The sequence below is a fragment of the Polynucleobacter ibericus genome (assembly GCF_018687955.1).
In the GTDB taxonomy this organism is placed as follows: domain Bacteria; phylum Pseudomonadota; class Gammaproteobacteria; order Burkholderiales; family Burkholderiaceae; genus Polynucleobacter; species Polynucleobacter ibericus.
Genome location: NZ_CP061309.1, coordinates 1,089,095 through 1,112,828 on the forward strand (window position 1 = coordinate 1,089,095; position 23,734 = coordinate 1,112,828).

Sequence of the window (23,734 nt, forward strand, 5' to 3'; positions counted from 1 at the left end):
TTTAACCTCCGAGTTAATATGCCCAGCTCTCATGCCTCACTGGCAAACTATTTAGTAACTGTCGATGAGACTGCCACTTAGGCATATAGTGATCCATTAACTGGATAAATCGATCGTTATGCGACGGCTCTAACAAATGAACCAGCTCGTGAACAACAACATATTCTAAGCACTCTCGGGGCTTTTTTGCCAAATCCGTATTCAATCGAATGGTTCTGGCATGGGGATTACAACTACCCCATTTAGTTTTCATGCGTCTCACAAAAAAACCATTCACCTGAACACCAATTTTCTTTTCCCACTTCTGTAAGATGCCCGGGAGAGCTTCAGCAAGTTGAACCCTATACCAAGAATCAAGCAATTCATGCTTCTTATCTTCATGCCAGGCCGGACGAACCCGAACAATTATGTGCTTATGATTTAGCGAGATTGACGCTGCAACATCGCTTTTAATCACTTTCATCAAATAGCGTTCGCCCCAAACATAATGACTTTCGCGATTGATAATTTCACGTGGCGTCTCGCGATCTTGTGACTTCATTAGCGCCTGCTGTTGACGAATCCAGCCAACCTTGGCAACAGTAAATACACGAATGGTATCCAGTTCCATGTGTATTGGGGCTGAAATAGTAACGCGCCCAACCGGTGGATGCACGCTAAGGTGCACATTCTTAATATTTTTACGGACAACTTCCACAGTCATCTCACCAATTTGAATCTGCGATTTCATCAGTATTCAGTCTGGGCAACAATGATAGAAAAAATACGCTCTACTTCAGCCTGGTCATTCCCAAGAATGGGCATAAGCGCAGCCTTTATTACCCTCTCCTTGGCCAAATTTCCCCGGAAGGAGTCGGGTCGAACATGCTTCACCATCGCATCAATTTGGAGTGCCAGCACTTCATTGCCGCCTAGGTTATTAAATAAGGCTCTTTTACCGGCGGTGTTAAGTGCAATCGGAGTATCTTTCGCCGCACCAACCTGAACTTGCTTGGCAATATCAGCAATCCGCTTTAAAAATTCCTCATAACTTATCTGTTGCTGGCGTAAATGATCCAAGACTTCTATCAATAAGACTGACATCTTGTCGTAGAACGCTGGGTCATTGAGGTGTTTTTTTATAATTTTGCTTCGAATATTATTAGCAATGGTTTCCGCAACTGACTGTGAATTTTTCTTAATGCCTTTTGGTAGATTATTAATGGCTTCAGCGATTCCACTTTTAACGATCAGATCTAGAAGGCCCGTTTCGCCAAAATCAGATATTTCTCTCGGCTCTGAAGCCTCAATATATGTGTCAATTAAATGGCGCATATCTGCCTCATATGCCTTTAGGTCAATAGTTTCGCCGCTAGCCTGGCGAATAATCTCGCGTAACTTCAAATAGACATCGATTTCACGTTTAATCTTCTCGATTTCAGTTTGGGTATAGCCTGCCTTAGACATTTCATCCGCAATATTCGCATATGCACGAACCAATGCTACCGTCGCCTGATAGAGTGCAACGCGTTGTGGTTCTGTAGCCTTGAGATCATCGACTTTTTCAGTATTCCCGCAAAAGTAGTGAATATGCTCCAACTCCCCTTGCGGTGGCTGCACTGGCTCGCACAATAATGCAATTCCCTCTAAGGCCCCATCCAGTCGTTGACGACCTTTCTTCAACCGATCTTGCAAAATGATATCGGGGCTGCCTCCCCCCACCTCATCATGATCAACTTCTGAGGTGTATACAGAAATTGCACCCTGTACTTTATTAAACAAATCTTTGTAATCGACAATATAGCCAAAGGGCTTGTCGTCTCCATCGAGACGATTAGTTCGACAAATGGCTTGGAATAAGCCATGGTCTTGCATGGATTTATCGATATACAGATAGGTGCAATGTGGAGCGTCAAACCCGGTAAGCAATTTATCTACCACAATCAATAAGCGCATATTCGCAGGCTGATCTTTGAATAAATTCTTAGCCCAGTCCTCGTAGGTCTCGGTTTTACTCTTGTTGGGGGCTGGCTCAACTTCTTTAAGTAGCGCAGTGTAAGTGTTATACAAAAACTGCTTATCCGTCTCGCTATTTGCCCCGGTCTCTTCTAGAGTCACATCCTGAGCTTGAGGGTTGTAAGAGGTGATAACTGCGCATTTTCCTTTAAATACTGTCTTTTGAAATAGTTCGTAGTACTTACAGGCATCGTAAATACTCGCCGCTACAAGAATTGCGTTACCTCTCTCGCTTGATAATCGCGGCTTAACACCAAAATCAAATACGATGTCGCTTACTATTCGCTCCATTCGTGAACGCGAGCTAACTACGTTTTGCATTGTTCCCCACTGATTACGCAACGCAGCTTTCTGCCAATTATTTAGCCCCTTAGTCTTCGCCTCAAACCATGCATCAACCTTGTCTTGAGAGCCAAGACTTTGCTCAACATCACGGGCTTCATAAATAAGATCAAGTACGACCCCGTCCTCTACCCCCTCATCAAACTTATAGGTGTGGATATAACCGCCAAAAACCTCAAGAGTTGTCGCCTTGTCTTCCTTAAGCAATGGTGTACCAGTAAAACCAATAAAGACTGCTCCGGGTAGCATCGCTTTCATAAGCTGATTTAGCTTTCCGCTTTGCGTGCGGTGGCATTCATCCACGAAAACAAATAGCTCACCCACAGCAAGGGGTGGCTGCTTCTTTAACTCTTCAATGAAAGCATCAAAATTTTCAACACCCTGCTTACCAAATTTATGTACAAGAGAACAAAGCAATCGAGGCTTAGCCTGCCCTAGCTGCTTCATTAGATCCTGACTGCTATTGGTGCGGTGAATATCTTCACCGCTGCCTTTGAATACGCCCTCAATCTGCTTGTCTAGCTCATCCCGATCTGTCAATATCAGAATACGAGCATTAGGCTTATTCTCAAGTATCCATTTCGCCAGCAATACCATCACAATGCTCTTACCGCTACCTTGCGTATGCCAAATAATGCCGCTCTTGTAGGAGTTGACATTGCTTTGCGCAGCCTTGATACCAAAATATTGGTGAACACGAGGCAGCTTTTTAATGCCACCATCAAAAAGAACAAAGTCGTGAATCAGCTCGAGCAAGCGCTGTTTAGAACACATCTTAAGCAGATATTTATCCAACTTAAAGAGCTTGTTATCAGCCTCATCCTCTTTCCAGCCTAAAAAGAACTTCTCTTCTGTGCCGATTGTTCCGTAACGAAGTCCTTCGGAATCATTTCCAGCAAAGACGATTTGCACTGTTGAGAAAAACCACTCATTGAAGTCTTTTCTCTGATTGGAGAGTAATTGTCGAATACCATCGCCAATGGATGTGCGACTATTTTTTAGCTCAATAACTCCAACTGCTATGCCATTAACGTACAAGACTAAATCTGGGCGACGCTCTAAATTGCCCCGTAAGGTGACTTCCTCAGCTATCGAGAAATCATTATTTTCTGGATGGCTCCAGTCAATGAATTTAACTGTATCTGAAACAGAGCTAGCGTCGACCTTAACGTCAACACCGTAGCGCAATAAGCTGTAGACCGCTTTATTGTTGTCATACAGACTGCGGTTTGGATTATTTGCTTCGGCTCTTAAAAAATATATTGCGCGACTAATTTGATCGGCAGTGTAACCGCGTGATATGAGATGGGCGACAAGCAAATCTTCCTCAATATTGCTATTTGTTTGATCACTTTTATCACCAAGATATCTGTAACCCAGTTCTCTTTTAAATAGCGAAACAACTCTGTTTTGCGTAGCCCTCTCTGGCAATCCAATGGTACTCATATCAAGCGTGTCTTTCCTGTGAGTAATTCTTGCATCATGCCTTGTTTTAGGAGGGCGGTTTTTTCGCGGCGAGCTTCCAAAGAGGCTAGCTCTTGATCCATATTCGATAGAACATCTGCAATTGCAATCTGTTCAAGCGGGTCACAAGGCATGAAAATTTCAAACGCCTTAACATCAAATGAATTAACTGAATCGAAGGTTGACCCCTTGGAATGCTTCACCCATGTAGGCTCAAGAAAAATAAGACTGTGATATAAAAAATTATTACCAAAACGAATAGCGCAAACGCCTCTACCAATGCAAATATCAAACATGGCAAGAGAAATTTCTCCAACTGGCGCACGAACAGACATCAAAATATCTCCAATATTCCCTCGCTTTGTAATTTGCGAGGTATAGATTCGCTTTATTGTCTTTCTATTATGAATATCCGCATTACCCTGAATTAAAGGCAGCCCAATCCCATTCGTGTTGTAATTAGAGGAGCTCGGGGACTGCCCCATTACTATCTGCGTAATATCTTCTAACCTCTTTACCTCCCACTCATCACTAAACCCAGGTAGTCGTTTTTTCCCAGTTAAGAGTTGCTGCCCAGCAGCTTTTTTTAAATTTCGTTTCTTAGTAATAAGGCGATCGAGTGAGTCTAATAAAGCATCCACATCAGAGAGGGTTGTTGCGATTGCAACTTGTTCAGCTATCTTTGGAAGTAGCACGGGCAGCTTGTGCTGGGCTTGAATTCCAATATATGAGCGGGTTCCTCCTTCAGCCAAACTCTTCAAGACGGCTTGAAAAGCAGGGCTATCAAAATAATGTCTGAGGAAAATATTATTTAACCTTGAATTATCAACTACACGATAGTAAGTAACCTGTGGTGTAAGCATTATGTAGTCAAATGGAATATCACCAACAATCGCAGTATTTCCAATGGTTGCTTTATGTGTAAGCAATACATCGCCAGTGATTGAAAAACCTTTTTGCAAGGTATCCGCCTGCTCTTTTCGGATATAAGAACAATTTTGTAAATTGACATTACCGTTGCGAACATTATTTGCCATTACGAATGGGATCCCGTACTGAACAAAATCTTCGCTTTTCGGATGTATGTTGCCATGATTACCATCAAGCGGTTTTTCAATTATTTTATTTTTAATTAAATCTCCCACAGAGAGACTTAACCAATCATATGGAATTTCATCCACTTCAGCTTGTCTGTAACCAGCCCTCACTTCCATGCTAGCCCCATCTTCTTAAGATGTTCATCTACTCGCTTTGACATTGCCTCTGCTTCATCGGCGATCTGGGGTAATGGTTTTTCATAGCGTTCCGCCAGTTCACGAACGCGCCCCGTTAGAGTTTGAGAGACCCGACCTAATTCATCTTGTACTGAAACCGCTAGGGCCGTAATCCACTTATCTTCTACTACCATAATTTTGATGTCGCCTTCACTTAGCTGACCGTATTTAGCAAGAACCTTGGTGAATAATGCCTCGTGAGCCTCTTTAATTCTGGCATTTGCATCTGACTCTTGCTCTACTAGGGCGAGGTAATCTTGCAATGCTTTGTGCTCTTCATCGACATCTTTCTCTGTTTTGATTTCTTTTAACCTTGCAGTTGCGGATGCTTTGGTTAATTTGTCCTTTTCGTTTTTTGCTTCTTCTAATAAGCCGCCTTCACCAGCATGTTCTTCAGCCATCTCTTCTAATTGATTCTCAAGGATGGCCAATTGAGATTCCAACTCATCAATAGCGAACTGTTCATTTTTAAAGTAGCGAGCAATTAGCAGTGCAGACGGAATGAGCTCCGCAGCATATTTCTTTTTGCCCGCAATAAAATCGACATCAATCTTATTCTTTTTGCCCTTTTCCTCAATGATAAGTTTAGGCTGCGCAGAATCGATCCAACCATCGGCAGATATAAGGTAGCAGTCATCCTGCATTGCCTTGTCCCAGAAATCCATTAGGTGCTGGTAGATGTCATAGCAATCAAGCAAGAGGGAATTTTCAAATACCTCCAAAAGAGATTCAGAAATAGATTCAATTAAGGCTTTTGGGTGGCCATCCTTATCAAAACTTTTTAATAATGAAACATTAGCTGCCTTCCAATCGGCAAACAACTTGGTTGCCTTTGCATTAAATGTCGTGAACTCCGGATGGCCAAAGATTGCAGGCTTGATATCGCCAGCTGCAATATTTAGCTGACTATAGCCGGGGCGATCCTCTTTAAATAATGCTGCCCGAACCGCAGGAATGACATCCCAATAGGGTTTTAGATTATCTAAGTCACGATTAGGAATGCCGCCGCGTAAGTGCCCTTCAATATCTTGCAGGTCTTCAGCCTCCGTGCCGTCGATGTAACGTGGCAAATTTAGGTTGTAATCGTTTTTTTCATCGCTAATTTCGCTTACTGGAACCATGCGTGCAAAACCCGGAGTTTCTATCTGCTTGGTGAAGATATCAACGATGCGGTGAAGATCTTGTTCGCGCAGTCGATTCTTAGGGCCATCCTTACGAAACCCCTTAGAGGCATCGATCATAAAGATGCCTTTACGTGCATTTGCACCTTCCTTATCAAGCAAAATGATGCAGGCAGGAATACCCGTTCCATAAAACAAGTTCCCAGGCAATCCAATAATTGCCTTAATCAGGCCACGTTGAATAAGGTTCTTTCTGATCACTCCTTCTGCATTACCCCTAAATAAAACGCCATGTGGCAAGATACATGCACCCTTACCGGTAGGCTTAATAGATCGAAGGATATGAAGTAGATACGCATAGTCCCCTTGTTTGCTTGGCGGAACTCCATACCCCTCAAACCGACCATAAGGATCCTTATCAGGCGTTAACCCAGTGCTCCAGCGTTTATCGCTAAAGGGTGGATTAGCAACAACATAATCAAATGTTTTCAGGGCTGTGCCATCGGTAAATAATGGATTGGCCAATGTATTACCCTGTTTAATATCTGCAGTCGCATAGTCATGCAGGATCATATTCATACGCGCAAGTCCGGCCGTTGCGTTATCTTTTTCCTGCCCGTAAAGCGTGACCTTTACATCTTTACCACGCTGTGCTTCATCACCAATCTTTAATAGCAGGGAGCCCGAGCCACATGTCGGGTCATAGACCGTAGTTTCATTGGTCGTCTTTGCATTACGAATACCCAATATCTGAGCCATGATTCGGCTAACCTCGGCTGGGGTGTAAAACTGCCCCTTACTCTTACCACTTTCAGTTGCAAAGTGGCGCATGAGGTACTCATAGGCATCACCAAGAAGATCGTCGCCGTCAGCGCGATTTTGAGAAAAATCTAAAGCTGGATTTTCAAAGATAGCAATTAAGTTAGTAAGTCGATCAACCTTTTCTTTGCCGTCTCCCAATTTCGCCGGGTCATTGAAATCAGGCATATCGGACAACTTATTAGCCAGAGCTAGTGGACCTAGAATTTTCTTGTTGATTTGATCGCCGATATCACTCTTGCCCTTAAGGGCCACCATATCGGTAAAACTTGCGCCAGGAGGAATGACAATAGGGGCGTATGGCTTTCCAGAGAATTTATCGCTGACGTACTTTAAAAAGAGCAGCACAAGAACATAGTCTTTGTATTGGCTAGCATCCATACCACCGCGCAACTCGTCACAGGACTGCCAAAGGGATGAGTAGAGCTCCGATTTCTTTATTGCCATAATTTTCTTTGTAAATTTCTATTTTGATTCAAAGGCTTACATGAGTATTCTAATTTATGTGGTAATCAGCATAATTTCGCTCGCGGGTGACCGTACTAGCATATTAAGGCATTAAAAATTACTCCCAATATTTGAAATTAGCGGGTTTTTTCCAAAGCCTAAGCAGGCTCATCCTATGAGCCTCACCGCCTCTAATCTCTAAAAATGGCCACCCAAAGACACTTATATGAAATATCTACATTTATTACTGCTAGCCACTCACTTGGGGCTATTTCCCCTCCCATCCCAAGCACAAGTCATGACTCTTGAGAACTCGCCGTACAACATGGAAAACAGCCAGTTCAATATGGAGAATTCACCGTACAACATGCGCAATAGTCCCTACAACATGGATAACAGTCAATACAACGTTAATTCTAAAAATGGGGTTTATGACAACACAGGGAATCGCATTGGTTATGAGGTAAAAGCCCCCAGCGGGGTGACCAACTACTTTGATAACAGTGGCAACCGTATTGGCTACACACCATCAAAGAGATAGACCATGTTGTCTAGTGCAATTATCCTTAGCCTTGTCCTACCCTTACAGATCTATGGTGTTGGCGCGCATTTTGAGCCCTTTATTGTTAAGGCCACGATAGACGCTGCAGTTATTGCTGGCGCACCCTCATCTAAGGCTGCTAGGAAATATGCCTTACTAAGTCAAAGGCCTGAATTCCTGACCTCAGAAACATATCAAGCCTCCGAGACCGTCAGCTGGAGACGGCTCTACTTTAGAAAGTATTTTTCCAGCTAGTCATAAATCTTCATAGTTGCCATTAATCTGGTTTTGATCGCATCTCTTAGGGGTTTGGGGCCCAGAACCTCGACATCCGCGCCCTGCCTCAAGATATCTAATAGCAATTCACGCTCATCGCTATAGGGAATGCTTAAGACGAATGAACCGTCATCTTGTATCTCGCCCTTTTGGTCTGGGTGCCATACTTCCCTGGCTACCCATCTTGCCCTAAAGGGGCTAAATTTTAGTTTGGCAATCTGGTGTTTAGTGCCGGCAAAAATCCCATAACCAGATTCAAGCTCAGCTCTTAAATCAGCCTCCTCAATGGATACCGCTGGCTTATCCAATAGAGTTACAGCCTCCAAAGCATCCATACCAAAAGTTCTTAAATCATCCTTATTATGGCAAAAGGCATCCAAGTACCAGTTATCTCGGTAATAAACCAATCGCTGCGGCGAAATTTCCCGCTCTGTTAACTGATTGTCTTGCCTGCCGTAATGCGTGATTTGCAGTCGCTTCCTAGCCAGTAAGCCATGGGCAACAACTTCAAAGAATTTAGTTGGCGTATTTCGCCTTGCAAGCGTTGTTACTCGAATTCTTCTCGATACCTCTCTGGCTGAATAATCCCCCTTCTCCAGGAGCTTTTCCAGTCTCTCGCGAATGGGGTTTACTTGTGACCCAATCAAGCCTTCCGGATCAATGCTGCGGAGTAATTCAATCACCGAAAGTAGGGAATGAATCTCAAACTCGTTAAGCCATAGACCTGGAAGAGCGCTTAGGTTCTCTCCGGGAGTATTTTGTAATACGTATCCACCCAAGTCAGAATCCCAGGCAATTGGCGCGCCCAAACGATCTCGTAGATACTCCAAATCACGTCTAAATGTTGCTCTCGAGATTTCCAGCTCTTTTAAAAATTGCTCGGTAGTCACCAATTTACGATCACTAAGCATTTTTTGAATCTTATAAAAGCGCTCGGTTCTATCCATTGCCATTCCCATAAATGCAACATTTGTAATTAATATTATTTTCTATAAGCATAGTCTCATGGGGTGACTCTGGCTCAGATCAACAATGAATTCTTAATCAACTACACAAGGATTCATTATGAAAAAGCTGCGTTTATATACAGTATTGGCTGCCAGTATCGCTGCAACCTCAATTGGGAGTGCCCAGGCCCAATCAACCACATTTGATGGATTTTTTGGTCAAGTTGGCATTGGCTATGAATCAGTCGCACCATCGCTTAGTTATGGAAACATTAACATTACGAATAATGGTTCACCAGTTGCAAGCCTACCTATTTCATCAAGCGTAAGTAATTCAAATAGCTTTGCTGGGACAGTAACAGCTGGATATAACTTTGCAATCACAAAAGATTTCTTACTCGGCCTTGGTGCTGAGTACTCACCAATTGCAGGCTCAAAGGCGAATTTTAGCGGCAGCAATGCAACGTTAGGTACCATCAATGGTCAATACAACAAAGAAAATTCATATAATATTTTCTTGTCGCCAGCGACACCAATTGGCAAAGATGGCTTGCTTTATGGAAAGGTGGGTTACACAGGGGCTTCAGTTAAATCACAGTACAGCGGGGGTAACTCAACCACTAGTAATTTGACTGGTTACTCATTAGGGGTTGGTTATAAGCAATTTATAACCGCTGGTTTATACGGCTTCGGTGAAGTTAATTATGCAAGCTATAGCAATCTCTCATTTAATGACTCAGCTACAAGCGGAACATATAGGGCAACACAGACTACAACCATCAGTGCCAACGCTGTAAATCTATTAGTTGGTGTTGGGTATAAGTTTTAATTAGATGTGACTTGCTGCTAGCTCATTACAGTGGCAGAATAAAGCGTGTTGTTGAAGCGAGCTGTGTCACCTTCAGCCTTGTGCCAGTAGTGTCAATAGTCGTACTGGCAACACCAAGTTACCTATTCTAATTTTGGCGGAAAGCGAGTCGCCTTTCCATATTCCAGCAGCGTAGATAGTCGTGCTGGATCCAGAACTTAAATGATGCAAATTGACTAAAGTAAGTTTCTATTATTTTCAAATGACTGAGCACCAAAAACCTAAAATGCGAGCAGCAGATGCTTGGCTAAAAAAGTTAGAAACGTCTAACTTGACTACGCAGGAAAAGATTGATGCAACAAAAGTGTTGCTTAGGCTATGGAAGATTCAAGATAGAAATAAAGTTCTTTTTGACACTCTTGGACTTGGTCATGATGGGCATCTGAAAAAATAAACTCAAAATGAATAATCCGAAATTAACAACTAAAATGACTAGCCCTTTGGTGCTAGCTTGGCGCAATGCGATGAATGAATCAACACTAACAAATCAGGAGAAGATTGAAGCGACCAAGGTGTTAATGAAACTTCGTCAAGCGCAGGAGAGAAACAAGGCTCTCTTTGATAGCCTCGGACTAGATCACCGTGGTAATCCATTGGATAAGGTCAAAATATTGAAACCAAGGTTATCGAAATGACTCGCGTAGGTTCATATGAGCTTTATAAATGCCCAAAGTGCAACCAAATTCATGTCAAGTCAAACTATTCATCAATTAGTATTTCAATGCCATACGATGCTTGGTTTGCGCCCACAGACTTAAAGGCATGCAAGAAGTGTGGGGAGATTTCGGCGTTTTCTGAATATCTACATTTAAAGTCAATATGGGTTCCCCCTGGAGGACTTCCTAAGGATGATGATCCAAGATCCATCTATCCATATTTCACTAGGTAGCGTTAAAACCTGCGCCAAATAATTTCGAGAGTTACTCGATAAAGGGCTCTCGAGTCCAATAATCGCGCCCTCCACCTTGCCTGTGGAGATCTTGCTTTTACGGTGCGATTCCTCTGATCTGATGACCTCCTCGAAGGCCTTCTCTTGGGCCTCTGCAGCGGCCTTGTTCTTTGCCAACTGCGAAGCGGGTACGACCTCTTTACTCTCAATTATCTGCTTGAGAGTTTTCATACCTTTTATTTTTCCAACATACTCAAGATCATTCATGCATTAATAATAATTCTTTCCTGAGGGCGTGCTGGGAATACCTTATTCAAATCCATCGTCTCTAATGGGCTCATTCTGTCCAGGCAAACTCATTCCGCTTGCCACCTTATAAATCGGATCCCTCGCGTTAACTTGCTCTTGCGCCCAACTTATCCAACCGCCTAGCTCTTCTTTGTTTTTACGTCTCACAACCCTATTGCCCTTTATGGCTTTTACAAACTCTCTAAGCACGGCCAATTCATTCCAGCGCTCTGCTGCATCCTTGAGCTGACCCCATTTCCAGGCTTCTACCTCCCGAGCCCATTTAATGTCGGCTAGGCGCTTGCGCTCTGCCTGCTCCCTTGCCTCACTAGCCTCTCGCTCCACTCTCGCTATCTTGGCATCAAATGAAAGCTCAGAAATGAGATTTATCAATTTCCCAAGCTGCTCCTCAACGCTGGTCTTTTCAGAATCTTTAACAATCTTCCAGCCGTATATATCGTTATGGCGAATTCTTAGCTCTAGCCTTCCAGATGGAATGTAGTCAATATCCATCATGTATGAGTGAGTGTGTCCACCACTACTCCAACTGCTTTTTCTCTTCATCGGCTTAGGCGGTTTAGTACTTACCTCATAAAACTCAATTGTCACTACATCGTCATCCCTCTTAAATGCAGTAACTTCCGCATTTGAATATTTACGATAGCCACCCAACCGATAACCGCGAGAGGTGAATTCGTTGATGAGGGTCTGAAGTATTCGCTTTACCCGTGGAACGCTATGTGGACCAATCTGGACATCAAAGCCAGCTTTAGATTCTGATCTTCCAAATTTGGAATGGTTTTCCATCTGGAAGTCCTTGAAGGTCTTCTCGATCTCTTCATGGAATTTATTGCCCTTGTAAACCTCTACAACTGGAATAGGCTCAGCAGGCTTATTTAGCCTAGCCTCCATGATTGCTTTATCCCGAGTGCGGACATGGATCAGGGGATCATGTTCGTTCCACCAAGGCTCTAATGGAGGCCTCTCTCCTGTTACCTTCCCATGCTCCAGCTTAGCCCAATAGCCTAATGGCGGCTTAGGTACACCGTACTGCTTGCACCACTTGCCAAGGGCAACATCGGAGAGTCCAATCCTGAGCGCAACCTTAGTGGCCGGCTCAGTCCACAGAAGTTCGTATATTTCACTGCGTGTGTATGATTCTCTTTCCATCGCCAACCCCTCCAGAATATGAAGACAATTTATCAAATTGTACGAATGAAATCTGGGGGTATTTTTGGGGGCACTCTTTGAAATTCGTACCTTTTTGATGGCACGTAACCATATGATTTTGGGCTACAAAATGGCGTTTAGTTCGATCTCCGCCGATACAATCCACCAATTGAAACATGGGCATCCCCTAAGGTTAAGCTAACAATCCAGCCGAAAACTTAGGGGATAGCCATGGAAGTAATGCACTTATCAAAACCGTTTAGCGTTGGTGTTTACAGCGACTTCAGAAAGAGTAAGCTGGGTCCTTGGGTACGCATCGGGGAGTTTGACAAACTGGATGAGGCTATCGACGCATGCAAGAAGGTTGTGGACGACTTTCTTCAATCCCCCATCAACGCATTTATAGTGCCTGAGAGGCTCGAAACTGCTTTTTTAAGCTATGGGGATGTTCCAGCTATAAACGGCGCCGAAAACCTGCCTTCCTTTGATATCTATGCGTATCTTGCCATGCGTTGCAGGGAAGTTTCCCATCCATCTAAATCCAAATCTAGGCAATGTTTTGCTGGTGGGTAGAATGGTGGGTAGAAAGCCCTCAAAAAGAAAGAGCCCCATGGATAGGGGCTCTCAGGGTGCTACTGGCGGAAGGGGCGGGATTCGAACCCGCGGTAGGCTATTAACCTACGCACGCTTTCCAGGCGTGTGACTTAAACCGCTCATCCACCCTTCCGTACAGCCATCAATTATACGATTGCCGGAAGGGTTTAGCCTCAAATGCCTGTTTTGGGCGTTTAGAGAGACTCTTTGAGCTGATCCAAGATGTGTGGATTTTCCAAAGTGGAGGTATCTTGAGTCACTTCCTCGCCTTTAGCAATCACACGCAAGAGACGACGCATGATCTTGCCAGAACGGGTCTTAGGCAAGTTATCGCCGAAACGAACGTCCTTCGGTTTAGCAATCGGACCAATCTCTTTGCCAACCCAGTTACGCAATTCGGTAGCCAACTTCTTAGCTTCTTCGCCTGTTGGGCGACCGCCTTTAAGAACTACGAATACACAAATCGCTTCACCAGTCAGTTCATCAGGACGACCAACTACTGCTGCCTCTGCAACCAATGGATTAGCAACTAAGCAAGATTCAATTTCCATGGTTCCCATGCGGTGGCCGGAAACGTTCAATACGTCATCGATACGACCAGTGATGGTGAAGTAGCCAGTATCTTTATTACGGATTGCACCGTCACCTGCCAGATACAAAGTGCCACCCAACTCTTCTGGGAAATAAGATTTCACAAAACGATCTGCATCATTCCAAATCGTACGAATCATCGAAGGCCATGGACGCTTTACAACCAAGATTCCGCCCTGACCGTTCGGCACATCAACACCCGCCTCATCCACAATCGCTGCCTGAATCCCTGGCAATGGCAATGTGCAAGAGCCTGGAATCATCGGTGTCGCACCTGGTAATGGTGAAATCATATGACCACCAGTTTCGGTTTGCCAGAAAGTATCAGCGATTGGACAGTTGGAGTTACCAACATTTTCGTAGTACCACATCCAGGCTTCTGGATTAATTGGCTCACCAACCGAACCCAAGAGGCGCAGTGAAGATAAGTCGTAGCTCTTTGGATGCACTGCTTGATCGTTGCTAGATGCTTTGATCAATGAACGAATTGCTGTTGGCGCTGTGTAAAAAATAGATGCTTTGTGTTTTTGGATCATGTCCCAGAAACGGCCTGCATTTGGATAGGTAGGAACGCCTTCAAATACGATCTCAGTAGCGCCTACTGCGAGTGGGCCATAAGTAATATAAGAGTGGCCTGTTACCCAACCAATGTCAGCAGTACACCAGAACACATCGTTTGGCTTAATGTCAAAGGTCCACTTCATGGTCAGAATTGCCCACAAGAGGTAGCCACCCGTAGAGTGTTGAACACCCTTTGGCTTACCAGTTGAACCTGATGTATAAAGAATAAATAATGGGTGCTCAGCGCTTACCCACTCTGGCTCACAAGTAGTTGCTTCATTAGCAACGATTTCTTGCATCCAAACGTCGCGACCTGCCTGCATCGTGACATCAGTACCAGTACGCTTACTTACGATTACATGCTTAACCTTAGGGCACTCACCAGTAGACAGTGCTTCGTCGCAAATGGCTTTTAATGGCAATGCTTTGCCGCCGCGGAACTGTCCATCAGCAGTAATGACTGCAACGGCGCCAACGTCCATAATGCGATCGCGCAAAGCTTGAGCAGAGAAGCCACCGAACACTACAGAGTGAATTGCGCCGATACGGGCACAGGCTTGCATGGCAACAATGCCTTCGATAGTCATTGCCATGTAAATGATGACGCTGTCGCCAGACTTGACACCCATCTTGCGCAGTGCATTTGCCATTTTGCAAACGCGCTCGAGCATCTCTTTATAAGTTACCTTAGTAACGGTGCCGTCATCTGCTTCAAAGATGATGGCCGTTTTATCACCTAGACCCGCTTCAACTTGGCGATCTAAACAGTTATATGAAGCATTGGTTGTGCCATCTTCGAACCATTTATAGAAAGGCGCTTTGGACTCATCCAATACCTTGGTAAATGGCTTTTTCCAATAGAGGTTTTCTTTAGCAAGACGACCCCAGAAACCATCGTAATCTGCATTTGCTTCAGCACAAAGCTTGTTATAGGCTTCCATGCCTGGAATGGCCGCGCTCTTTACAAAGTCTGCAGGTGGGTTAAATACGCGGTTTTCTTGCTTTAATGGTTCCATGCTTCACAGCCCTCTATCAAATAATCAATAATCTAAAATCAACTACAAATGCGAGAAAATGTCGCAAAATGACAGGTTTACACCCTCAAGACCCTAGAAGATAAGTGAAAACACTGGGGATTTGCTCTATGGCAAACCCTTAAAATAGGGCAAACCTTACTAATAATGTGGAAATAAGCCAAAAACCATGACAAATATCAAACAAAACGACCTGATTCAAAGCGTTGCCGACGCATTTCAGTTTATTTCTTATTACCACCCTAAGGACTTTATTACTGCCATGGGTAAGGCTTATGAGCTCGAACACGGCGAAGCGGCTAAGGATGCTATTGCGCAAATTTTGACCAATAGCCGGATGTGCGCAGAAGGTCACCGCCCGATGTGTCAGGACACTGGTATTGCGGTTGTATTTCTGAAGATTGGTATGAATGTCCAGTGGCCCGATGCAACGATGAGCGTTAGTGAAATGGTGAACGAAGGCGTACGTCGCGCCTACCTCAATCCAGACAATATGTTGCGCGCTTCAGTTTTAGCCGATCCAGCAGGCAAACGTAAAAATACTGGCGACAACACCCCTGCTGTAATTCATTACGAAATCGTTCCTGGCGATGATGTTGAAGTCATTTGTGCTGCCAAAGGTGGTGGCTCCGAAAACAAAGCCAAGATGGTGATGCTCAATCCATCTGACTCTATCGTAGATTGGGTGCTCAAAACTGTACCAACAATGGGTGCCGGCTGGTGCCCTCCTGGCATCTTGGGCATCGGCATTGGTGGCACTCCAGAAAAAGCCATGTTGATGGCAAAAGAATCTCTGATGGGTCCAGTGGATATACAAGATCTGATTGCTCGTGGCGCCAAGACTCGTGCAGAAGAACTGCGTTTAGAGATCTACGACAAAGTAAACAAGCTTGGTATTGGTGCGCAAGGTCTTGGTGGTTTAGCTACTGTTCTCGATATCAAGATTATGGAATATCCAACCCATGCGGCTTCATTGCCAGTTGCCATGATCCCCAACTGTGCAGCAACACGCCACGTACATTTCCACTTGCATGGTGATGGTCCCGCTAAGTTAGAAAAGCCCTCTCTCTCGGACTGGCCAGACGTTACCTGGACCCCGGATGTTCAAAAATCAAAACGTGTGAACATGGACACTCTTACAGCTGAAGAAGTGGCCAGCTGGAAACCGGGTGAGACATTATTGCTGAATGGCAAAATTTTGACTGGGCGCGATGCCGCTCATAAGCGCATTCAGGATATGCTCGCCAAAGGTGAAGAGCTGCCAGTAAGCTTTAAGAATCGCGCAATCTATTATGTTGGACCGGTTGATCCAGTGCGCGACGAAGCGGTTGGACCGGCTGGACCGACTACTGCAACCCGTATGGACAAGTTCACCGAGATGATGCTTGCAAAGACTGGCTTAATCACCATGATTGGCAAAGCAGAGCGTGGTCCAATAGCAATTGAAGCTATCAAGAAACATAAGTCAGCCTACCTGATGGCTGTTGGTGGTGCTGCTTATTTAGTTTCCAAGGCAATTCAAACCTCTAAGGTTGTTGGATTTGCCGACTTGGGCATGGAAGCAATTTACGAGTTTGATGTTAAGGATATGCCCGTGACTGTTGCTGTGAATTCTGAAGGTATCTCGATGCATGAGACCGGACCTAAAGAGTGGCAAGCAAAAATTGCCGGCATTCCAGTCAAGATTGCGTAATAACTCAATTAGTAATTACTGAGTAAGCATAGGCGACATTGGCACTTATAGGGGTTTTCGATTCTGGCGTAGGAGGCTTATCCATACTGGATGAGGCTCTGCGCCAGCTACCCCAGCATGACTACATCTATCTTGCAGATTCGGCAAACGCACCTTATGGCGAAAAATCTAGTGAATGGATTGCGGCTCGCAGCCTATCCCTTTGCAGATATCTAGCAGGTAAAGGATGTGATGCCATTGTGCTTGCTTGTAATACTGCAACTGCGGAAGCTATCAAACAAATTCGCACTGAGATAGCAATTCCGATTATTGGGGTTGAGCCAGGCATTAAGCCTGCAGCTATGCAATCCCAAAATAATATCGTGGGCGTTCTCGCTACCGAGGCAACCCTCAAGAGCGATAAATTTAATGCCTTATTAAACACTCTGCCAAATGATTGCCAGTTCATCAAACAAGCTGGCGCAGGATTGGTTCCGCTAATAGAGTCAGGGAAAGCGGATAGCGAAGCCACTCTCGAGTTATTAGCCGGACATCTAGAACCAATTCAGGATGCGGGTGCTGACACCTTAGTGCTTGGTTGCACCCACTACCCTTTCCTTAGAAAAGCCATCCGTAAACTTCTCGGTGAATCCATCACGCTGATTGATACTAGCGATGCAGTGGTAAGGCAGTTAAGAAGACAGCTGGACATCCTTAAGCCCAGCGACAGCAATTCTGAATTCGGATCAGTACTATTGCTCAGCAGTAAAAATGAAAATCTGCTTTTATCAATGGCTCAAGACTTAATGTCTGCAGACCTTGCATCGCATTTAGTAAAAGCACAGTTCTTGGGTGAAGTTCGATGAGTCCCTTTCTAAAAAAATTAGATGCTCATCTACCGTTTAATAAGACAGAACGCATCATCATTGGCATCGTATTGCTGCTGCATGCTCTACCTGCGCTAGAGTTTTTAAACTTCAGTCAGCGCCCGCCCAAAATAGATGATGCACGCGTCATGGCCAACCTTGTCAGTCCTGAGGCTAGCAAGACTCAACAGCCTCCGGCTACTACTCCTCCAAAGCCCAAAGAGGAGAAGAAAGTAGCAAAGGAAAAGCCTAAAGAAAAGCCCTCAGAGAAGCCTAGTCCAACTCAGGCTCAGCAGACCCCCCAACAACAAAACCAGGCCCAAAGTAAATCTGAGTCCCCATCTCAATCTCAGTCGCAAAATGCAGCTGTAGCCCCCTCAACTAGCGGTGGCGCAAGCGGAACCCCGATTCAGACCGACATTGGTAAACTAGTTGTGGTTTATCAGCCAGATGCGGATGCTTACTACCCATCATTTTCCAAGCGCTCTGGCGAACAAGGTCCTGTAGTAGTTCGATTAATTATTGATGAAACCGGTAACGTAGAGGATGTGGCATTACTGCAATCTAGTTCTTTTCCAAGACTGGATCGTGCCGCTACTGAGATTGGCAAACGCTACCGCTTCAAACCTTTTTTAGTAAATGGATCACCCCAAAGAATTTCCACTAATCTTTTAATTAAATTTAATCTCAAGAATTAATCAATATGAATACTCCATTTGGCATAGCAAATCTCTGGCTTGAGGGTGATGCGATAACCCGCTTTGTGGCAATCGCCCTCCTCACTTGCTCAATCGTGACTTGGGTTATTTTGCTAACCAGACTTTGGGATTTACGCAACCTTCGCAAACTCAAACCAGAGCTGGAGGTATTCTGGCGGGCTACTTCATTTGATCAAGGTATGCAGGCATTTAGTCATCCAGCGTCCAATCCTTACTTTCAAATTGCTAAATCGGCAACCAAGGCATCAGCGCATCATCAGAATCAATCCACTAACCACCGTGAACTTCTGCAAACACTCAACTACTCTGAGTGGATGGCCAGAAGCGTTAAAAATAGTGTTGACAATATTGCCGCTGGACTGCAAAAGGGACTTACATTCCTTGGATCCACTGGTGCTATCTCGCCATTTATTGGTTTGTTTGGCACTGTATGGGGCATCTACCACGCGCTAATCTCTATCAGCAGCTCTGGAAGCGCTCAAATTGATCAAGTAGCGGGTCCAATTGGCGAAGCACTCATCATGACTGCACTCGGCTTAGCCGTAGCAATCCCTGCAGTACTTGGCTTTAACGCAATTAACCGTGCCAATAAATTATTTGTTGCCGACCTCAATCGTTTTGGCAATGATCTATTAGCCTACTTCGTCACTGGTGCGCGCGTTAACTCCGGAGAATAGTCATGTCTTTTCATATTCAAGACGACCAAAACGACGACAGTATTATGTCGGAAATCAACATGACGCCTATGGTAGACGTCATGTTGGTGCTGTTGATTATTTTCATCATCACTTTGCCAGTAATTCAGCAGGCCGTAAAAGTGGAGCTTCCTAAGGCTAATAGCGTTCGCAATGAGGTCAAGCCTGAGTCAGTTCAGCTGTCGATTGACGCTAACGGTCAGATCTTCTGGAATAGCACCGCCATTGATTTAAAAACCTTTGATGGCTATGCGGAGAAAGCAGCTCAAAAGGAGCCACAACCAGAAATTAATCTGCGCGCTGATAAGTCAGTCAAGTATGAGTATGTTGCGCAAGTGCTAGCCGCTTCTCGTCGTGCCGGCCTGACAAAATTAGGTTTTGTGACCGAGCCAAACTAAGCTTGGAGAGACTTCTCTTATTTAATCTTATAAGGCGCTTTTGAGGGAAGACAAGTCTCATCGCTTGTATGGGTGCCATTCCCGATTGTTGCACCCAAGATGCCACCTTGTATTTTCTCCACCTTCTTAAACTTACCGGTAACAGGATCAAGCGTAATGTTCGTTATTACATTCCCCGCAGGATAAGAGACCCCCATCACTTCTTCCGGTTCAAACTTCGCCTCGATCAATACCAATATATTAGGACGTGCAAGAGTAATACTTTTAACAACTTGCGATCCAAAGGCATCCGACTGATCCAAGTCGCGACCATCTAAAAATACCTTTGCTTTTTGGTTGCCCGACGCAAGCATCATTTTCATTTCATACTCTTCGGTGTAACCTCTTTCCGTACGCTTGCAGTGAAATTCAAGGACATCAACGCCCCATGCGGCAAAAGAAGATAACGCTGCGCAAGCGCAAAATATAAGTTTCAGAAATTTCATAATTGATGCTACATAAAGGGGGTCAAGCATAGTGCTGATAGAGGTATAGACGCTAATCTAGTTTAGAAATGGTACTAGTGATATTGCTCACATGCTCTGAAACACTCACCCCATCATCATTCTCAGGATCAGCGTCATCATCATCTGAAATCGCGGTCTGGGTGTCGTCGGGCGCCTTAAACCATTTAAAGACTACCAAGGCTACAGATAAAAGCGACATGACTAAGCCAAAGATACCTTTAATCTGGTCAATAATCTGCGCCGTCATAAAAGGTTGCTTACTGGCAATGTACGTTTCTGTTCCATCAGAAATCGGAAAACCAGAAGGCGTCAGCATCTTGTCCTCCAGAATCGGAAAGTTAAATCGCGAGGCAACCTGAGGACTATATAAAACCGGCAACAATGCAGCGATCGCATGGGGATCAACATCTTTATTAGCCAATAGATTGAGATTCACGCCAACTACCCGAATATCGGTAGAAGGTACTGGCGGTGAAATCTGGTACATATATGCCAATATCTTCGCGTCAGCAACCCAACCCATCCGCAGCGCTAGGGATGGCGGGAAAGACATTTCTAATAATTGGTATCCCCGTTTTTGTACTAAGAAATCCACTGTAGCTGATGGTGCATAAGAAACCTGAACAATGACGTCGGGTAACCTATCCTTTTTCATACCCAACAATTGCTCATCGCTATAGTTGGTCTCTACATAATCTACCTCAGGAACCAATCCTGAAAAACGAAGTATTTGATTGGAGACAATACTGGGGCCACCATTTTTTTCACCCAAATTAATAGTCTTACCGCGGATGTCATTAATTTTCTTAACATCCCCCTTCACTAAAAACTGAATCAGCTGTGGTGCAATTGATGCTACCTGCCGCACTTCATCATAGCCAACCGGATCAATACCGCCCTGCACAAACGCAAGATCTAACCTGCCGTCGTTTAAATCATTGAGGGCCTGAAAGGAACCTGTCGTAGGGACAATTGTCAGCGAGACATTACGGCGACTGGCTTCTTCTTGCAATACTTTGGCGAGGTGATGACTCTTAGTCAACATACCGCCACCACTAATAGTTAATTCATAGCTACGGGGATACAAGTCATACGCAAATTTAGCCGCCAAGCCAAGTAGCAACCCAATCAGGAGAATCGCCAAGCCTTTCCGAATATGGTGTTTGCTACGGAGCCAATCTAGACCTTTAAATAGGATCCGCTCAGCGTCGTTAGGTAAATTTTCCATGAACTTGCGACCTATCCAGAAACTTGCGTTAAGCCGTGTTTAGTAAAAATTGCTTGGCCTGCAGCACTTAAACTAAAGCGCACAAAATCTTTAGCCGTCGGACTGGCAGAATTCTTATGTACCAAGAACATATCTCTACTTAAAGGATAAAGCTTTAATAATAGTGTTTTATCGCTTATCTCAACACCATTAATAGCAAGCGCTTTCACCTGATCATTGAGATTTTTGTTAGTCAAATATCCGATGCCATATGGATCTTCAGAGATAGAACCCGCAAGGCTAATGGCGCTATCAGAAACCTTCGCATCCCGAATAAATTTAGCGCCTCGCAAAATCATATCCTCAACAAATGCACGTGTAGTTGAGCCTTCACCCCTACTATGAACATTAATCTTGTGATTAGGTCCACCCAGTTGACTCCAATTGACAATCGACCCTTCAAAGATATGACCTAACTGCTCTACGCTAATGCTTTTGATATTCAAACTCGGGTGAACCACAATCGCTATACCCTCAATACCTATAAGATTACTATGAAGGTCAAGATTAAATTCTTCAAAACTTAAATCTCTAGACATCATTGCTAAATCAATTCCGCCATTATCCAAGGCGACTAGGCCAGCGAAAGAGCCCCCTCCTTCAGTAGCCACTTTGACATGCGGGTGCATCTGAATGAACGGTGGAACTAGCAAAGCCACAAAACGAGAAACTGCAACTGACCCAGAAATCATTAACTCTTTTCGAGCTTTAGTAATGAGGTAAGGATAGGCAATTAAGCCAGCGAGTGCGGCGCCACCAACACCAGCAGCGATACCAATATTGCGCAGTAATTGACGGCGATTCATGATGATTTACCCACCAAAGGCACTAAACCCATTTCCTTGACGATCACTTGGCCTTTTTTAGGATCCAAACAATAGGCAATAAAGTCTTTTATTTCTTTATTTACATTAGGCTGTATGAGTAATTGCAATTGATAACGAATTGGATAATCACGCTGCGAAGTATTTAAATAAGCTGGCAGAACCCCATCAATCGCCAAAGGCTTTACCTTTTCCTTGCCTAAGAAGGTAGCACCAACATATCCAATTGCAAATGGATCAGACTCCATAAGCTGCATCAGATCTTTGAGACTAGTGACTATTTTTGCGCTCAAGGTAATGTGATCCTTACCAGCAACTTGACGCTTCCAGGACTCGTAGGTGCCCAACTGGGGATCATGACTCACTACATTAATTTGTCCAGAATATTTACCTAATGCACTCCAAGAGGTAATTTTCCCAGTAAAAATATCATGTAACTGCTCAAAACTGAGATGGCTAATAGGATTAGCTGGATTCACAATGACAGCAATATCATCGGCAGCAATAGTGACTTCATCTATCTTCCGCTTATGTTTACGAGCCCATAGCTGAATATTAGGCGGCATTTGTCCAGATGCCATGCCAATATCAGCAGTTCCATCTAGCGAAGACTTGTACCCCATTGCAGTGCCACCACCCAATAGCGGCAGGTGAATATTGGGGTGCTCATCCATATATTGCATCCCAATATGTTGCATTAACTTCATCACTGTAGATGAGCCACGCAGTTGTATGAAATGCACACCCTTTAAATCAGAGGACTTATTCGACATCGTCAAGAGCCCAGAGACGGCAGAACGTGAATGATGGCCGCAGGCGTAACCTGGCTCTCGCCTACAAATAATCCTTCAAGAGCTATGACTAATGTAAATAGCACCGATACGCCAATCGTCACACCCCCGACATAAGCAACCATTTTGGGCAGTGGATTTTGAAGCCACCCAAAGATAATGAGCAATATGACTGAAACGGCTAACGCATCCCACAAATAGGAGGGGAGCTGAAGTCTTGATGCCGAGAGGCGCGCCTCTCTTACATCAGATAATTGATTTAAGGTCGTCACGATTTCAGCTCTGGCCATCTGTTGCACAGAATTTTTAGGGTCTAAAAGTCTTATCCCCTGTGTTAGATCCGTTAATAGATTGGAGGCTTCTTCGCTTCTTTGATTCTTGGCCATGAGTGGCCATTCATCATCTACTACAGCACTAGCATAATTTTTTAGATCCCCTTGAAGCTCAGCAGCATTAGCACCCCCAAAAGCTGCCAATGATCTGTTTAACTTAAACATGAGAGCTGCTTCGCGAGACACTAGATCCTCAACGTTACGGTGGTCGCCCTGAACGCGTACTAAAGAGAAGGCAATAAGCAATAGTGTGATCGAGGTAAATAGCTTAAACCCCTCTTCGGCGCCTTTAGCAAGATGCTCATCTGGATTTAATTTGTATTTCCAGCGAATGTAACAAGGGATTGCAGTCGATAACAATAATCCCACACACATAATGCTGAGTCCAATGGCGATATTAGGAAGCGTGTGTAAATAGTCAATCATTTATATGAATAATCTTA

The 23,734-nt window shown here is 44.3% G+C and carries 23 protein-coding genes and 1 tRNA gene; 10 read left to right on the forward strand and 14 right to left on the reverse strand.

The genetic code is table 11. The features are described from left to right. Nucleotides 1-13: 13 nt before the first annotated feature. Genes AOC20_RS05565 through AOC20_RS05580 form a run of 4 tightly spaced genes read right to left on the reverse strand, consistent with a single transcriptional unit; the run spans nt 14 to nt 7,462 of the window. A complete protein-coding gene (locus AOC20_RS05565; RefSeq protein ID WP_215359144.1) occupies nt 14-730 on the reverse strand; it encodes a M48 family metallopeptidase in 717 nt (238 codons plus the stop codon). Beyond that, nucleotides 730-3,783 carry a type I restriction endonuclease subunit R gene (locus AOC20_RS05570; protein ID WP_215359146.1) on the reverse strand — a complete coding sequence of 1,018 codons (3,054 nt, stop codon included), beginning with the start codon at nt 3,781-3,783 and terminating at the stop codon, nt 730-732. Before AOC20_RS05570 ends, AOC20_RS05565 begins: the two co-directional genes overlap by 1 nt. Further along, the gene (locus AOC20_RS05575; protein WP_215359148.1) at nt 3,780-5,015 is read right to left on the reverse strand and encodes a restriction endonuclease subunit S; all 1,236 of its coding nucleotides are present in this window, start codon (nt 5,013-5,015) and stop codon (nt 3,780-3,782) included. The genes AOC20_RS05570 and AOC20_RS05575 overlap by 4 nt, the downstream gene beginning before the upstream one ends. After that, a complete protein-coding gene (locus AOC20_RS05580; protein ID WP_215359150.1) occupies nt 5,006-7,462 on the reverse strand; it encodes a type I restriction-modification system subunit M in 2,457 nt (818 codons plus the stop codon). The genes AOC20_RS05575 and AOC20_RS05580 overlap by 10 nt, the downstream gene beginning before the upstream one ends. A 226-nt stretch (nt 7,463-7,688) precedes the next feature. Between AOC20_RS05580 and AOC20_RS05585 the strand changes: the two genes are divergently transcribed. Then, nucleotides 7,689-8,003 carry a hypothetical protein gene (locus AOC20_RS05585; protein WP_215359152.1) on the forward strand — a complete coding sequence of 105 codons (315 nt, stop codon included), beginning with the start codon at nt 7,689-7,691 and terminating at the stop codon, nt 8,001-8,003. 251 nt (nt 8,004-8,254) lie between these two features. Here the strand turns inward: AOC20_RS05585 and AOC20_RS05590 are convergent, their stop codons facing one another. Further along, nucleotides 8,255-9,226, reverse strand: a complete 972-nt coding sequence (locus AOC20_RS05590) for a helix-turn-helix transcriptional regulator (RefSeq protein ID WP_215359154.1) — start codon at nt 9,224-9,226, stop codon at nt 8,255-8,257. 118 nt (nt 9,227-9,344) lie between these two features. Between AOC20_RS05590 and AOC20_RS05595 the strand changes: the two genes are divergently transcribed. From AOC20_RS05595 to AOC20_RS05605, 3 genes are all read left to right on the forward strand, one after another. Then, entirely contained in the window at nt 9,345-10,055 is a 711-nt protein-coding gene (locus AOC20_RS05595) for an outer membrane protein (RefSeq protein WP_215359156.1), read from the forward strand. A gap of 241 nt (nt 10,056-10,296) precedes the next feature. Beyond that, complete coding sequence (locus AOC20_RS05600) at nt 10,297-10,488, forward strand: hypothetical protein (protein WP_215359158.1); 192 nt, start codon at nt 10,297-10,299, stop codon at nt 10,486-10,488. A gap of 7 nt (nt 10,489-10,495) precedes the next feature. Beyond that, the gene (locus AOC20_RS05605; RefSeq protein ID WP_215359160.1) at nt 10,496-10,729 is read left to right on the forward strand and encodes a hypothetical protein; all 234 of its coding nucleotides are present in this window, start codon (nt 10,496-10,498) and stop codon (nt 10,727-10,729) included. Between the two features lie 179 nt (nt 10,730-10,908). On the opposite strand, the gene AOC20_RS05610 is transcribed toward AOC20_RS05605, so the two are convergent. Then, nucleotides 10,909-11,250 (reverse strand): hypothetical protein, encoded by a 342-nt coding sequence (locus AOC20_RS05610; RefSeq protein ID WP_215359163.1) that lies wholly within the window; start codon nt 11,248-11,250, stop codon nt 10,909-10,911. A 42-nt stretch (nt 11,251-11,292) separates the two neighbouring features. Next, nucleotides 11,293-12,441 carry a hypothetical protein gene (locus AOC20_RS05615; RefSeq protein WP_215359165.1) on the reverse strand — a complete coding sequence of 383 codons (1,149 nt, stop codon included), beginning with the start codon at nt 12,439-12,441 and terminating at the stop codon, nt 11,293-11,295. Between the two features lie 231 nt (nt 12,442-12,672). On the opposite strand from AOC20_RS05615, the gene AOC20_RS05620 reads away from it, so the two are divergent. After that, entirely contained in the window at nt 12,673-13,014 is a 342-nt protein-coding gene (locus AOC20_RS05620) for a hypothetical protein (RefSeq protein ID WP_215359167.1), read from the forward strand. Nucleotides 13,015-13,077: 63 nt separating this feature from the next. Here the strand turns inward: AOC20_RS05620 and AOC20_RS05625 are convergent. Further along, nucleotides 13,078-13,168, reverse strand: a tRNA-Ser gene (locus AOC20_RS05625). Between the two features lie 61 nt (nt 13,169-13,229). Then, nucleotides 13,230-15,203, reverse strand: coding sequence for an acetate--CoA ligase (gene acs / locus AOC20_RS05630; RefSeq protein ID WP_215359169.1), 1,974 nt, complete (start codon nt 15,201-15,203; stop codon nt 13,230-13,232). Between the two features lie 187 nt (nt 15,204-15,390). Here acs and AOC20_RS05635 point away from each other — a divergent pair, with 187 nt between their 5' ends. Genes AOC20_RS05635 through AOC20_RS05655 form a run of 5 tightly spaced genes read left to right on the forward strand, consistent with a single transcriptional unit; the run spans nt 15,391 to nt 19,571 of the window. Beyond that, nucleotides 15,391-16,914 carry a fumarate hydratase gene (locus tag AOC20_RS05635; protein ID WP_215359172.1) on the forward strand — a complete coding sequence of 508 codons (1,524 nt, stop codon included), beginning with the start codon at nt 15,391-15,393 and terminating at the stop codon, nt 16,912-16,914. 38 nt (nt 16,915-16,952) lie between these two features. Further along, nucleotides 16,953-17,759: a glutamate racemase gene (gene murI, locus AOC20_RS05640; protein ID WP_215359174.1), complete on the forward strand. Its 807-nt coding sequence runs from the start codon at nt 16,953-16,955 to the stop codon at nt 17,757-17,759. Continuing rightward, nucleotides 17,756-18,457: an energy transducer TonB gene (locus AOC20_RS05645; protein WP_215359176.1), complete on the forward strand. Its 702-nt coding sequence runs from the start codon at nt 17,756-17,758 to the stop codon at nt 18,455-18,457. Before murI ends, AOC20_RS05645 begins: the two co-directional genes overlap by 4 nt. Nucleotides 18,458-18,462: 5 nt before the next feature. Beyond that, nucleotides 18,463-19,155 (forward strand): MotA/TolQ/ExbB proton channel family protein, encoded by a 693-nt coding sequence (locus AOC20_RS05650; protein WP_215359178.1) that lies wholly within the window; start codon nt 18,463-18,465, stop codon nt 19,153-19,155. A gap of 2 nt (nt 19,156-19,157) precedes the next feature. After that, complete coding sequence (locus tag AOC20_RS05655) at nt 19,158-19,571, forward strand: ExbD/TolR family protein (protein ID WP_215359180.1); 414 nt, start codon at nt 19,158-19,160, stop codon at nt 19,569-19,571. Nucleotides 19,572-19,588: 17 nt separating this feature from the next. On the opposite strand, the gene AOC20_RS05660 is transcribed toward AOC20_RS05655, so the two are convergent. The 5 genes from AOC20_RS05660 to AOC20_RS05680 form a co-directional block, all read right to left on the reverse strand. Next, entirely contained in the window at nt 19,589-19,933 is a 345-nt protein-coding gene (locus AOC20_RS05660; protein ID WP_215359181.1) for a hypothetical protein, read from the reverse strand. Nucleotides 19,934-20,108: 175 nt separating this feature from the next. Beyond that, nucleotides 20,109-21,305, reverse strand: coding sequence for a TAXI family TRAP transporter solute-binding subunit (locus AOC20_RS05665; protein WP_215359183.1), 1,197 nt, complete (start codon nt 21,303-21,305; stop codon nt 20,109-20,111). Between the two features lie 11 nt (nt 21,306-21,316). Beyond that, on the reverse strand, nt 21,317-22,150 hold the full coding sequence (locus AOC20_RS05670) for a phosphate ABC transporter substrate-binding protein (protein WP_215359185.1): 834 nt from the start codon (nt 22,148-22,150) through the stop codon (nt 21,317-21,319). Continuing rightward, a complete protein-coding gene (locus tag AOC20_RS05675) occupies nt 22,147-22,941 on the reverse strand; it encodes a phosphate ABC transporter substrate-binding protein (protein ID WP_215359187.1) in 795 nt (264 codons plus the stop codon). Before AOC20_RS05675 ends, AOC20_RS05670 begins: the two co-directional genes overlap by 4 nt. Nucleotides 22,942-22,943: 2 nt before the next feature. Further along, nucleotides 22,944-23,717: a bestrophin-like domain gene (locus AOC20_RS05680; protein ID WP_215359189.1), complete on the reverse strand. Its 774-nt coding sequence runs from the start codon at nt 23,715-23,717 to the stop codon at nt 22,944-22,946. Nucleotides 23,718-23,734: the final 17 nt, after the last annotated feature.